The organism is Listeria sp. MAN/IMW/UF464 (genome assembly GCF_058683955.1).
In genome coordinates, this window is the sequence record NZ_JBZWZP010000001.1 from 19,672 (window position 1) to 32,858 (window position 13,187).

Genomic DNA, 13,187 nt, shown 5'->3' on the forward strand with positions numbered 1-13,187 from the left:
GTGGAGGGGATTTTTTGAAACGCAAAGTTGGTATAATTGGTGCTGGTCATGTTGGAAGCGACGTGGCTTTTTCTCTTGTTACGCAGGGGATTTGTGATGAAATCATTATAATTGATAAAATAGAAGCAAAAGCAGAGAGTGAAGCGCTTGAGTTACGCGATATGGCATCGATGACTCGTTCCTATACAACCATTACAGCGAATAACTGGGAAGCTCTTTCAGATGCAGATATTATTGTGATGGCTGTTGGTCCGGAAACACTACTACGAGAAGATCGTATGGAAGAACTCGTTGAAACAAGTCGTTCGGTAACGGAGATTGTGCCGAAAATTTTAGCGACAGGTTTTAAAGGGATTTTTGTGAATATTACTAATCCGTGTGATGTTATTACCATGCTCATTCAAAAAATATCTGGTTTTGATCGTTCCCGTGTATTTGGAACAGGGACATCGCTTGATACTGCTAGAATGAGAAGAGTAGTTGGAGAAGCTTTACATATTAATCCAAAAAGCATCGAGGGGTATGTTCTTGGCGAGCACGGTGAATCACAATTCGTTGCGTGGTCGACTGTGAAAATCGGTGGCGTCAATATCACTGATTATAAAACGAAGACACCGCTTGATTTACCTGCTTTAAAAGATGCTGTACGCGGCGGCGGCTGGAATATTTTAACGGGTAAAGGTTGGACGAGTTTTGGAATTGCTACTGCTACAGCGGGAATTGTTGATGCTCTCTTAACAGATGCAAAACAAGTATTTCCGTTAGCTGTTTTTTCAGAACAAACAAATACATATATCGGACAACCAGCACTTATTGGAGCAAATGGGGTTCTAGATACGATAAAACCACCACTAACTAAAGAAGAACAAACTAATTTTGAACATTCAGCGGAAGTTATCCGTAAAGCTTTCGACTTGCTTTAGATTTAAAATTATCCATAAAAAAACTAGCTACATTAAAGATTCTCATCTTTTAACGTAGCTAGTTTTTTAAGCTGTTTTGACTTTTTTCTTTTGTTTAGTTTTTTTTGATTTTTTGGAAATAAAGCGAACTAGGCTAATAATAAGTGATACGACATATTCACCAAATGAACCAATAAAAATAGCAATAGCGATTTCTGTTTGTGACATCCCACCACCGTAGAAACTGATGAAAAATACCACACCACTTGCAATTAATCCCATTGTTGCTAGGAAATATTTAAACCAATACCAACGAAAAACAAAATCAAATAAACATACAACGGCTAAAAACCCAAGAAAAATAATCAAGGATAACGTAATTAAACTCATAGATACAATCTCCTTTAGATAAGTAAAACATCTTTTTTATCCATCTATCATACCACAGGATGGAAATAATGATAAGCGAAAAATAAAGGAAGGCATTTTTTTACTGTTTTTTGCAAATGGAAATCAAGACAAAACCGAATTTTTATTGCATATAGCCTCAGTTTATGGTATTCTATCTTAGAATTAAAATTTATCTCTTATCCAGAGCGGTAGAGGGACTGACCCTTTGAAGCCCAGCAACCTACACATATAAGTGAAAGGTGCTAATCTGTTGCAGGAGTAATATCTCCTGAACGATGAGAGCAAAGGTATAATTATAGCCTTTCTCTATTCGTGCGCGTTTCGTGCAAAATAGAGAGAGGCTTTTTATATGAGACGTATTTGGAGAGAACTAAAGGAGGAAAATAAAATTGGCTAAAAACCGTCATCTATTTACATCGGAATCGGTTTCTGATGGACATCCAGATAAAATTGCAGATCAAATATCTGATGCAATTTTAGATGCAATTATTTCAAAAGATCCGGACGCACGTGTCGCTTGTGAGACTACTGTGACAACTGGTTTAGTTTTAGTAGCAGGTGAGATTACTACTTCTGTATATGTAGATATTCCTAAAATCGTTCGTGATACTATTAAAGAAATCGGCTATACTCGAGCAAAATATGGTTTTGATGCAGAGACATGTGCTGTTTTAACGGCTATTGACGAACAATCACCAGATATTGCGCAAGGTGTGGACGAGGCACTAGAATCAAGAAGTGGTAGTGAAATTGATGCTGCTATTGAAGCAATTGGGGCAGGAGACCAAGGTTTGATGTTTGGTTTTGCAACAGATGAAACAGAAGAATTAATGCCACTACCAATCTTTTTGGCACATGGCTTAGCACGTAAGTTAACAGAATTACGCAAAACGAATAAATTAGATTATTTACGACCAGATGCAAAAACACAAGTAACCGTAGAATATGATGAATTTAATCAACCTGTTCGCATTGATACAATTGTTGTTTCAACGCAACATCATCCTGACATCACACAAGAACAAATCGCGAAAGATTTACACACACATCTATTCCCAGAAGTAATTGATGCTTCTTTCTTAGATGAAAATACGAAATACTTTATTAATCCAACTGGCCGCTTTGTTATTGGTGGACCACTTGGCGATGCTGGACTTACTGGCCGTAAAATTATCGTGGATACATACGGTGGTTATGCGCGTCACGGCGGGGGAGCATTTTCTGGTAAAGATCCAACCAAAGTAGACCGTTCGGGTGCTTATGCAGCAAGATATGTCGCTAAAAATATCGTTGCTGCTGGACTTGCTAAAAAAGTAGAAGTACAAGTTGCATATGCCATCGGAGTTGCGCGTCCAGTTTCCATTTCGATTGACACATATGGAACAAGTGACTATTCAGAACAAGAATTAATTGATGGTGTTAATGAGCTATTTGACTTACGCCCAGCTGGGATAATCCATATGCTTGATCTACGTCGTCCAATTTATCGTCAAACAGCTGCATTTGGTCATTTTGGCCGTAGCGACCTTGATTTACCTTGGGAAAGAACGGATAAAGCAGAAGCCTTAAAAAAATTAATCGTAAAATAAGCTTAACCGAACATTTCTTGTGAGGAATGTTCGGTTTTTTTCTTTCCTAAACAGTGCAAAGAAAGCCTAGTTATGATATGATAGACGTTGTGAAAAAAAGATAAAATGATTATCTATATAGAGGAGAAATGTTACCATGTGTGGATTTGTAGGATGCGTACATGACCGCATTACAGAAATTACTGGCGCTGATAAAGAAACCTTTAGACAAATGAACAGTATGATTACGCACCGTGGGCCAGATGATGAAGGATACTTCACAGATGATCACGTGCAGTTTGGTTTCCGCCGTTTAAGTATTATTGATGTAGAAAACGGTCATCAACCGTTAACGTATGAAAATGAGCGTTACTGGATTATTTTTAATGGAGAAGTTTATAACTATGTGGAACTCCGCGAGCAATTAGTTGCTGAAGGAATGACATTTGAAACCGAAAGTGATACCGAAGTAATTATCGCTACATATGCGAAATACAAAGAAAAAACAGCAGAACGTCTTCGTGGGATGTTTGGTTTCGTTATTTGGGATAAACAAGAAGAACTTGTTTACGGCGCACGCGACCCATTCGGCATTAAACCATTTTTCTATGCAGAAGAAGACGGTAAGCTATTTATGGGTTCTGAAAAGAAATCCATTTTACATGCTTTAAAAGAAAAAGAACTAGATGAAGTTTCATTACAAAACTACATGACTTATCAATTCGTTCCAGAACCAGATTCCTTAACTAAAAATGTAAAACGCTTAGAACCAGGACATCAGTTCACGAAGAAAATTGGTCAACCAATGGAAATTACTACTTATTGGAAAGCATCTTTTGCACCAGTAACTAAATCAGAAGACGCATGGATTAAAGAAGTGCGTGACGTAATGTATGATTCTGTAAAAATGCATATGCGCTCCGATGTACCAGTTGGTTCATTCCTATCTGGCGGTATTGATTCATCGATTATTGCGGCGATTGCCAAAGAATACCATCCTGCAATTAAAACATTTTCTGTTGGTTTTGAACGCGATGGTTTCAGTGAAATCGATGTAGCAAAAGAAACAGCAGATAAGCTTGGTGTAGAAAATATTAGTTATGTTATCTCACCGGAAGAATATATGAAAGAATTACCAAAAATTGTTTGGCATATGGATGACCCACTTGCTGATCCGGCTGCTATTCCGCTTTATTTCTTATCAAGAGAAGCGCGTAAACAAGTAACAGTAGCATTATCAGGTGAGGGCGCAGATGAACTTTTTGGCGGTTATAACATTTATAACGAACCAAATTCCCTTGCGATGTTTAACAAAATGCCAGGCGTATTTAAATCAATGTTAAATAGCGTGGCGCGTATTATGCCAGAAGGAATGCGTGGTAAAAGTTTCTTAGAACGCGGAACAACACCGATGGAAGAACGTTACATCGGAAACGCCAAAATGTTCACAGAAAAAGAAAAACAAATTTTACTTCCGAAATACCAATCTGGTCATGATTATACGAACATTACGGATCCATTTTATGCAGAAACTAAGAATTATCATCCTGTAGAAAGAATGCAGTATATTGATATTCATACGTGGCTACGTGGAGATATTCTCCTAAAAGCTGACCGTATGACAATGGCTAATTCACTGGAAGTCCGTGTACCTTTCCTTGATAAAGAAGTGTACAATGTGGCAAGAAATATTCCAGATACAATGAAAACAACTAACGGAACTACTAAATATATCTTACGTAAAGCGGCAGCAACATTTGTACCAGAACATGTACTTAATCGCCGTAAACTAGGATTCCCAGTACCAATTCGTCACTGGCTAAAAGACGAAATGAACGCTTGGGTTAAAAATATCATTAAAGAATCACCAACCGATCATTTAATTAACAAACAATACGTTCTAGGCTTACTAGACGATCACTGTGCCGGTAAATTCGACTACAGTCGTAAAATCTGGACAGTTGTTATCTTTATGATTTGGTATGATGTATACGTAGCAGATAAATACGATTTTGGAAAATAAAAAGAAAACCTAGACAGGCTAATTACTAGCTTTGTCTAGGTTTTCTTTTTTCGATGATAATGACGAATGGGGCATCATTTTTTTGATTGATAAAGTTATAAGATAAAACGTGGAAATCTTGTTGTGGGATTGCTTCACAAAAAGTCACAACAGCATCTTTTTCCAGTTTTCCAGCGGGGTGGCCGTGATATATAACGAGAATAATGACGCCACCAACTTCGAGTAGCTGCATTAAATGGCCAATGCTTTCTAACGTAGAATCAGCGGTTGTCGTAATTTCTTTATCGCCACCTGGCAAGTAGCCGAGATTGAAAATAGCAGCGCGAACAGGTTTTGTTGCATATTCTGGAATAAGCGCATGGCTAGCACATACGAGCTCTACTTGTGATACGACACCAGCATTTTCTAAACGAGTTTTCGTTGCATCAATTGCCATTTGTTGAATATCAAACCCGAGCACATGACCATTTACACCCACAAGTTCTGCTAGTAAAAGTGTATCATGCCCGTTGCCACATGTTGCATCAATTACATAATCTCCAGAGCGAACTACTTTTCGAAGTGTATCATGAGCGAAGGGGAGAATACCACGTAAATTCATTGGGAACTCACTTCCACAGGTTGATATAGTTTCCCTTGCCAACTATCTCTTCGAACGAGTTCTGCATCAATGGCATTCAGTACTTCAAACTTATTTAAACTCCAAACTGGTCCAATTAAGTCATCCACGCCACCATCACCTGTAATTCGGTGAATAACCATTTCAGGAGGCAGAATTTCAAGTTGGTCAGCTACTAAGTTCACATAACCATCACGGGTTAAAAATTCTAAGTCACCTTTTTTATAATCTTCTACCATTGGCGTTCCTTTTAATAAATGGAGTAAATGGATTTTAATACCATCAACGCCACTTTCAACTACTTTTTGTGCGGTTTCCATCATCATTTCCGGCGTTTCTTTCGGAAGACCATTAATAATGTGGGTACAAATGCGGATATTATGTTTTTGCAGTTTGCGCACGCCTTCTAAATAACAATCATAGTCATGCGCGCGGTTAATTAAGCGCCCAGTTTCATCGTGAGCAGATTGTAAACCAAGCTCTAACCATAAATAAGTCCGTTCATTTAATTCAGCCAAGTATTCAACGACATCATCCGGCAAACAGTCAGGTCGTGTCGCAATCGAAAGCCCAACCACGCCAGGCTCATTCAAAACCGTTTCAAATTTCTCGCGCAGTTCAGCAACAGGGGCATGAGTGTTAGTAAAAGCCTGGAAGTAAGCAATACATTTCCCGTCTTTCCATTTCGTTTGCATTTTGTCGCGCACTTGCTGGAATTGTACTTTTAAATCAAGCGCTCGGTTCCCAGCAAAATCACCAGAACCTGCCGCACTACAAAATGTACAACCGCCATGCGCTACTGTGCCATCACGATTTGGACAATCAAAACCGCCATCAAGCGCAACTTTATATGTCTTTTGCCCAAATTCTTCTCGTAAACAGTAGTTCCATGTATGGTATCTTTTATTATCATTACTATATACAAATGGATTCGTTTGTTTCACTAGTTTTAGACTCCTTCAAATGAAATTCTCCATTCATTTTAGCACATTTTACTACGAAAGTTAGATAAATCTTCAGACCGCTTGCTAAAAAACCTAAATTCAGCTACAATAAGACTAATGAATTTTGCGAAATAGCGATGAATTGGAGTAGTAATCTGCATATTTTGATGTGAAGAGAGCTGACGGTTGGTGCAAGTCAGTCACAAAATCCGGATGAACTTACCATGGAGCTTGGGTGTATCCCCGTTTTCCGCGTTAAGGAATTGTTAAGTTGAGTGGTTAAACACTAATGTGGGTGGTACCGCGGGAGAAGCATCTCTCGTCCCATGGCGATAAGCCGTTGGGATGTAGGGATTTTTTTGTAGCCAAAATTCGATATTTTAAGGAAAAGAGGATGAGTAAAGTGACATTTAATCATAAAAAAATGGAACCGAAATGGCAACAATATTGGAGTGAACATAACACTTTTAAAACAACAGAAGATAAAGATAAAGAAAACTTCTATGCACTAGATATGTTTCCTTACCCATCTGGAGCAGGTCTTCACGTAGGACATCCAGAAGGCTATACTGCAACAGATATTTTGTCTAGAATGAAACGCATGCAAGGGAAGAACGTCCTTCATCCAATCGGTTGGGATGCATTTGGACTTCCTGCAGAGCAATATGCGATTGATACTGGTAACGATCCAGAAGAATTCACCGCATTGAATATTGCCAACTTTACTCGCCAAATTAAATCTCTTGGTTTCTCCTATGATTGGGACCGTGAAATTAATACAACAGATCCAGAATATTATAAATGGACACAATGGATTTTTGAAAAACTATATGAAAAAGGCTTAGCTTATGAAGCCGAAATCGCTGTAAACTGGTGTCCGGCACTTGGTACAGTTTTAGCCAATGAAGAAGTTATCGATGGCAAAAGTGAACGTGGTGGCTTCCCAGTTTTCCGCAAACCAATGCGTCAATGGATGCTTAAAATTACCGCCTATGCAGATCGTTTGCTAGATGACCTTGAACTTGTAGACTGGCCTGAAAATATTAAAGATATGCAACGTAACTGGATTGGTCGTTCAGAAGGCGCAGAAGTTACTTTTAAAATTAAAGATAGCGATGAAACGTTTAATGTCTTTACAACACGCCCAGATACACTTTTTGGCGCAACGTATACAGTTTTTGCACCAGAACACGAACTTATCGAAAAAATCACAACACCTGAGCAAAAAGAAGCAGTTGAAGCTTATAAAAAACAAGTAGAACTAAAAAGCGAACTAGAAAGAACTGACCTTGCAAAAGACAAAACAGGCGTATTCACAGGAGCTTACGCGATTAATCCAATCAACGGCGAAGAAGTGCCGATTTGGATTGCTGATTATGTGTTGATTCAATATGGAACAGGGGCAATTATGGCCGTACCAGCCCATGATGAACGCGACTTTGAATTTGCGCAACAATTTGGTTTGAATATTCGTCCAGTACTTGAAGGCGGCGACGTTACAAAAGAAGCTTTCACTGGCGATGGACCACATATTAACTCGGAATTCTTGAACGGACTGGCTAAAGCCGAAGCGATTACCGCTGCGATTGATTGGCTAGAAAAAGAAGGCATCGGTAGCCGTAAAATCACGTATCGTTTGCGCGACTGGTTGTTCAGCAGACAACGTTACTGGGGCGAACCAATTCCAGTTATTCATTGGGAAGACGGTGAAACAACGCTTGTACCAGAAGAAGAACTGCCACTACTTCTGCCAAAAGCAACGGAAATCAAACCTTCAGGAACTGGCGAATCTCCACTTGCTAACTTGCACGACTGGGTAAACGTTACAGACGAAAATGGTCGTAAAGGTCGTCGTGAAACAAATACGATGCCACAATGGGCTGGATCAAGCTGGTATTTCTTGCGCTATATCGATCCAAACAATACAGAAGCAATTGCTGATAAAGAAAAATTAGCAGAATGGCTTCCTGTAGATGTTTATATCGGCGGGGCAGAACATGCAGTGCTTCACCTTCTTTATGCACGTTTCTGGCATAAATTCTTATACGATATCGGCGTAGTTCCAACAAAAGAACCTTTCCAAAAACTATTTAACCAAGGCATGATTCTTGGCGAAAATAACGAAAAAATGTCCAAATCAAGAGGCAATGTCGTTAACCCTGATGAAGTAGTAGAAAAATACGGTGCAGACACACTTCGCTTGTACGAAATGTTCATGGGACCACTAGAAGCTTCTATTGCTTGGAATGAAAATGGACTAGAAGGTGCGCGTAAGTTCTTAGATCGTATTTGGCGCTTACTAGTAACTGAAGAAGGCACACTCGCTGAAAAAGTTACAACCGATGCAAATACTAATTTAGAAAAAGCGTATCATCATATGGTGAAAACAGTTACCAATCATTACGAAAACCTGCGTTTCAATACCGGTATTTCGCAATTAATGATTTTCATCAATGAAGCGTACAAACAAGATACGATTCCAAAACAATATGTTGAAGGTTTCGTGCAACTCTTGTCCCCAATCGCACCACACCTTGCAGAAGAATTGTGGGAAATCCTTGGTCATACAGAAACAATTAGCTATGTAGCTTGGCCAACATACGACGAAACAAAACTAGTAGAAGATGAAGTAGAAATCGTACTTCAAGTAAATGGCAAAGTAAAAAATAAAATCACCGTTGCAAAGTCACTCGGAAAAGAAGAACTAGAGAAACTCGCACATGAAGACGATAAAATCAAAGAAAACATAGACGGAAAAACCATCCGTAAAGTAATCGTCGTTCCAGGAAAACTTGTAAATATTGTTGCGAATTGATTAGAGAAACGCTTCGAAATTGAGCTTTGTTGCTAATTTTGAAGCGTTTTTTCTTTGGAAAATTTTAAGCAACATGCATAACAAATATAGCTAATATTTTGCTAGTATTAATGTAAAACGGGGTGTCAGCAATGAAAAACAGTATAGACTACATTTAAACTGTCCAAAATGTAAAACGTTTTTTTGAGGAGTTTCAGTATTTGGTCTTCCTTTTAGGACCTAGGAACAAAATAAAACTTAATTCTGAGGGAATAATAGAAGAAAAGTTAGTAACTGATGACAGTAGCTATCTAACTGCAATAGGAAAACTAGTTCAATTATATACAGAGATATTAAATACCATGAAACCTCTGCATCGTTTTATTCTAATTAAATGTTATATTGATAAACAAAAAGACATCGCTACAATGATGGAACTACCTTATGAAATAGCACAATTTAAAAGAATAAAAAAACAAGCCGTTCTCAGTTTAGCCGAAGACCTTGAAATCATCGTTGAAAAAAATTACTTTTAGAAGAAGATATGCATTACAGGTTGCATATTTCTCGTTTTTATGGTATATTAGGAAACGGTGTTAAATCACACACGCACGGTGACAGACTGAGAAGGTGCTTAACGACTTGTTCGCTTAAGTTTTTCAGCTGGTTGATCCATGCGGAGGGCGGTTATCCGCAAAAAATAAACCAATAGGAGGGAATAACACATGCCTGTTATTTCAATGAAACAATTACTCGAAGCAGGAGTTCACTTCGGCCACCAAACTCGCCGTTGGAACCCCAAAATGAAGAAATATATCTTCACAGAAAGAAATGGTATTTATATCATTGACCTACAAAAAACAGTGAAAAAAGTAGACGAAGCTTTCAACTTCATGCGTGAAGTAGCTAGCGACAACGGAACTATCCTGTTTGTAGGAACTAAAAAACAAGCTCAAGAATCCGTTCGCGACGAAGCTATCCGTTCTGGACAATATTTCGTGAATCATCGTTGGTTAGGTGGTACTTTAACTAACTTTGAAACTATTCAAAAACGTATTCAACACCTTAAAAAAATCGAAAAAATGGAAGCAGACGGAACTTTTGAAGTCCTTCCTAAAAAAGAAGTAGTCCTTCTTAAAAAAGAACAAGAAAAACTAGAACGCTTCTTAGGCGGAATCAAAGACATGAAAGGTCTTCCTGATGCTTTATTCATCGTTGACCCACGCAAAGAACGTATTGCGGTTGCAGAAGCTCGTAAACTTCATATTCCTATCATCGGTATTGTTGATACAAACTGTGATCCGGATGAAATCGACTACGTAATCCCTGCAAATGATGATGCTATCCGTGCGGTTAAACTTTTAACTGCTAAAATGGCTGACGCTATCATTGAAGTGAACCAAGGGGAAGAGTTAACTGAAGCGGAAGTTGCTCCTGTAGAAGAAAAAGCTGCAGAAGAAACTACTGAAGCATAAGATTTTATTTGAAACTTTCAAGGTGATAAGGCACTATTCTTATCACCTTTTTTAAAGAGAAAAATTGGAGGGAAAATAAATGGCTAATATTACAGCTCAAATGGTAAAAGAATTACGTGAAAAAACTGGCGCTGGTATGATGGATTGTAAAAAAGCGCTTGTAGAAACTGAAGGAGATATGGAAAAAGCAATTGACTATCTTCGTGAAAAAGGAATCGCTAAAGCTGCGAAAAAATCTGATCGTGTTGCTTCTGAAGGTATGACTCATGTAATCAGCAATGAAAAACATGCAGTAGTACTTGAAGTAAATGCTGAAACAGATTTCGTTGCTAAAAACGACAACTTCCAACAATTAGTTGATGCACTAGCTAAACAAATTCTTGAAGTACGTCCAGATAGCTTAGAAGATGCACTTAAAACAGAAATGCCTAATGGTCAAACTGTTCAAGACTACATCACTGAAGCAATTACAAAAATCGGTGAAAACATTTCCCTTCGTCGTTTTGAAGTTAAAGAAAAAGCGGACAACTCTGCTTTCGGCGAATACATCCACATGAACGGACGTATTGGTGTTCTTACACTTCTTGAAGGAACTACTGACACTACAGTTGCAAAAGATGTTGCAATGCACATCGCTGCAATCAACCCTAAATACATTTCTCGTGAAGACGTTTCTACTGAAGAAGTTGAACACGAAAAAGAAGTATTAACTCAACAAGCATTAAACGAAGGCAAACCAGCTAATATCGTTGAAAAAATGGTAGAAGGTCGTTTGAAAAAATATCTAAGCGAAATTTCTTTAGAAGACCAACCATTTGTTAAAAACCCAGACATCACTGTTGGCGAATACGTAAAACAAAGCGGCGGAAAAGTTGTATCATTCGTACGTTTTGAAGTAGGCGAAGGAATCGAGAAAAAAGAAGATAACTTTGTTGAAGAAGTAATGAGCCAAGTGAAAAAATAAGTAATATTTGAAAGAATATCAACTCCTGCAACCCTCTATGGATTGCAGGAGTTTTTTTATTTATTTTGATAGTTTATCCTGCGTGTGTTTTTTGCTATACTTAGAAGGTACAATAAAACTAAGGGAGAACAGCATGAAAAAAATCATCAAGGTTATTTTTGTTACTTTATTTATTTTATTTTTAGTAAATAATTTACGAGTAATGATTCAAACAAAGGACGGATTAGATTCACCTCTTTGGCTACAAATTGTTTATTTATTAGCTTATCTAGTTTCTGCAATTGGTGCCTATAAAGAAAAGTGGTTCGGTTTTTTTACAGCATTTTTATTTGGAGTTATGATTATGATAGCAAGTATTATTATCACTTTATAAACAAAAAGCTTCGATTTAATTATCGAGGCTTTTTTTGAGAATTTTAATATACTATCACTGAATATTTATACATTTTATATATAAGAATTTATATATATAAAGGGATTTTGGTATTGGTTCTTAACCGCGAAATCCAGTTCCTTGAACAATTTGTCATATTTGGAACATTGGTTGCATAAAATAGTGAAATACACTCAAAATAAGGTGAAATAATAGACCAAATAGACGATTCGTTTCAAAAAGTGTAATAATAATTCTAATTTAAGCCTGATTTTAGTCGTTCATGACAAGAATTGGCTATTTCATTACATTTTTGGTTATACATTCGCTATCCATGTTACAATTTTTTTGGAGGGTATAAAGCTTAGAAATGAGGCGTTCAAGGTTGGAAAAAGGGATGACGAACATTAAAAGAAATATTTATAAATTACTTTTATTTTTACTTAGTTTGCTAGTAGCTTTTATTGTATATTTCCGTATATTTTATAATATCTTACCCATGTACTTTGGCAATATGGAGAGCTTGAATAAAAATGTTTTAGCTTTTGGGATTGTGGTATTCACCCTATACATTTTACTCAAAATGGTTTTTAAGCTTCAAAATAAATGGGATGGATATTTATTACTCTTATTGTATTTATTCGTTTTAACTATCGGCTTATTAAGACCTGATGATAGTGTATCTTTAGAGTCCTATTTCAATGTCAATGTGATGCTTATTTTAGAAGATTTACGCATTAATGAAGCTTCGTGGTTCGTACTTTTAATTAATTTAGTGTTATTCACTCCTATGTATTTTCTGCTAAGCTTTGTTCCATTTTTGGATGATTTTCTAAAGCGCTTTATTGCCTTTTTTACTTTGATTTTAGTAATCGAAAGCTTGCAATCTATATTAAAAGGGGGGATGTTTGATGTAACCGATTTGCTATTATATATCATCGGTTTTTTCGTTGGATTCGGAGTTTACTGTTGTATAAAAAATGTATTTAGAGCACAAAAGCCCAGAAACTCGAGCCAATTTTAAAAATTTAGTACGTACGAAAGCTTGTTATTATTTAAATAGGGATTTCCTATTTTTATGATATAGTTTGAGAGAAAAGGGGGAGTATTCATC

General features: G+C 37.2%; 11 protein-coding genes, 1 pseudogene, 1 riboswitch and 1 other annotated feature. Of the genes and pseudogenes, 9 read left to right on the forward strand and 3 right to left on the reverse strand.

From position 1 onward, the window contains the following. The first annotated feature begins 14 nt into the window (after nt 1-14). Nucleotides 15-923, forward strand: coding sequence for an L-lactate dehydrogenase (locus tag AC4PG0_RS00190; RefSeq protein WP_045553106.1), 909 nt, complete (start codon nt 15-17; stop codon nt 921-923). 66 nt (nt 924-989) lie between these two features. Here the strand turns inward: AC4PG0_RS00190 and AC4PG0_RS00195 are convergent, their stop codons facing one another. Beyond that, the gene (locus AC4PG0_RS00195) at nt 990-1,292 is read right to left on the reverse strand and encodes a hypothetical protein (protein ID WP_492167663.1); all 303 of its coding nucleotides are present in this window, start codon (nt 1,290-1,292) and stop codon (nt 990-992) included. 194 nt (nt 1,293-1,486) lie between these two features. After that, nucleotides 1,487-1,595: riboswitch (SAM riboswitch) on the forward strand. 107 nt (nt 1,596-1,702) lie between these two features. Between AC4PG0_RS00195 and metK the strand changes: the two genes are divergently transcribed. Then, nucleotides 1,703-2,902, forward strand: a complete 1,200-nt coding sequence (metK, locus tag AC4PG0_RS00200; RefSeq protein WP_003762563.1) for a methionine adenosyltransferase — start codon at nt 1,703-1,705, stop codon at nt 2,900-2,902. A gap of 136 nt (nt 2,903-3,038) precedes the next feature. After that, nucleotides 3,039-4,904, forward strand: a complete 1,866-nt coding sequence (gene asnB, locus AC4PG0_RS00205; RefSeq protein ID WP_003762560.1) for an asparagine synthase (glutamine-hydrolyzing) — start codon at nt 3,039-3,041, stop codon at nt 4,902-4,904. Nucleotides 4,905-4,929: 25 nt separating this feature from the next. Here asnB and mnmM read toward each other — a convergent pair whose 3' ends face one another. Both mnmM and mnmL read right to left on the reverse strand, forming a co-directional pair. After that, nucleotides 4,930-5,505: a tRNA 5-(aminomethyl)-2-thiouridylate-methyltransferase MnmM gene (gene mnmM, locus AC4PG0_RS00210; RefSeq protein WP_194317168.1), complete on the reverse strand. Its 576-nt coding sequence runs from the start codon at nt 5,503-5,505 to the stop codon at nt 4,930-4,932. Further along, nucleotides 5,502-6,467, reverse strand: a complete 966-nt coding sequence (gene mnmL, locus AC4PG0_RS00215) for a tRNA modification radical SAM protein MnmL/YtqA (protein WP_003772148.1) — start codon at nt 6,465-6,467, stop codon at nt 5,502-5,504. The genes mnmM and mnmL overlap by 4 nt, the downstream gene beginning before the upstream one ends. Before the next feature lie 128 nt (nt 6,468-6,595). Further along, nucleotides 6,596-6,797 (forward strand) — a binding site (T-box leader). 73 nt (nt 6,798-6,870) lie between these two features. On the opposite strand from mnmL, the gene leuS reads away from it, so the two are divergent. From leuS to AC4PG0_RS00245, 6 genes and pseudogenes are all read left to right on the forward strand, one after another. Next, nucleotides 6,871-9,282: a leucine--tRNA ligase gene (gene leuS, locus AC4PG0_RS00220; protein WP_492167664.1), complete on the forward strand. Its 2,412-nt coding sequence runs from the start codon at nt 6,871-6,873 to the stop codon at nt 9,280-9,282. A 170-nt stretch (nt 9,283-9,452) separates the two neighbouring features. Next, a pseudogene (locus AC4PG0_RS00225) lies at nt 9,453-9,797 on the forward strand (ArpU family phage packaging/lysis transcriptional regulator); the annotation flags it as partial. Nucleotides 9,798-9,986: 189 nt separating this feature from the next. Further along, on the forward strand, nt 9,987-10,736 hold the full coding sequence (gene rpsB / locus AC4PG0_RS00230) for a 30S ribosomal protein S2 (protein WP_003772143.1): 750 nt from the start codon (nt 9,987-9,989) through the stop codon (nt 10,734-10,736). Between the two features lie 79 nt (nt 10,737-10,815). Further along, a complete protein-coding gene (gene tsf, locus AC4PG0_RS00235; RefSeq protein WP_003762546.1) occupies nt 10,816-11,700 on the forward strand; it encodes a translation elongation factor Ts in 885 nt (294 codons plus the stop codon). A 133-nt stretch (nt 11,701-11,833) separates the two neighbouring features. After that, on the forward strand, nt 11,834-12,073 hold the full coding sequence (locus tag AC4PG0_RS00240) for a hypothetical protein (RefSeq protein ID WP_194319804.1): 240 nt from the start codon (nt 11,834-11,836) through the stop codon (nt 12,071-12,073). A gap of 385 nt (nt 12,074-12,458) precedes the next feature. Further along, complete coding sequence (locus AC4PG0_RS00245; RefSeq protein WP_492167665.1) at nt 12,459-13,097, forward strand: VanZ family protein; 639 nt, start codon at nt 12,459-12,461, stop codon at nt 13,095-13,097. The last annotated feature ends 90 nt before the right edge of the window (nt 13,098-13,187 follow it).

Excerpts from the sequence above, each read along its gene's own strand:
- AC4PG0_RS00195 (WP_492167663.1), bottom strand. The coding sequence starts at position 1,292 with ATGAGTTTAATTACGTTATCCTTGATTATTTTTCTTGGGTTTTTAGCC.
- asnB (WP_003762560.1), top strand. The coding sequence starts at position 3,039 with ATGTGTGGATTTGTAGGATGCGTACATGACCGCATTACAGAAATTACT.
- mnmM (WP_194317168.1), bottom strand. The coding sequence starts at position 5,505 with ATGAATTTACGTGGTATTCTCCCCTTCGCTCATGATACACTTCGAAAA.
- rpsB (WP_003772143.1), top strand. The coding sequence starts at position 9,987 with ATGCCTGTTATTTCAATGAAACAATTACTCGAAGCAGGAGTTCACTTC.
- tsf (WP_003762546.1), top strand. The coding sequence starts at position 10,816 with ATGGCTAATATTACAGCTCAAATGGTAAAAGAATTACGTGAAAAAACT.
- AC4PG0_RS00240 (WP_194319804.1), top strand. The coding sequence starts at position 11,834 with ATGAAAAAAATCATCAAGGTTATTTTTGTTACTTTATTTATTTTATTT.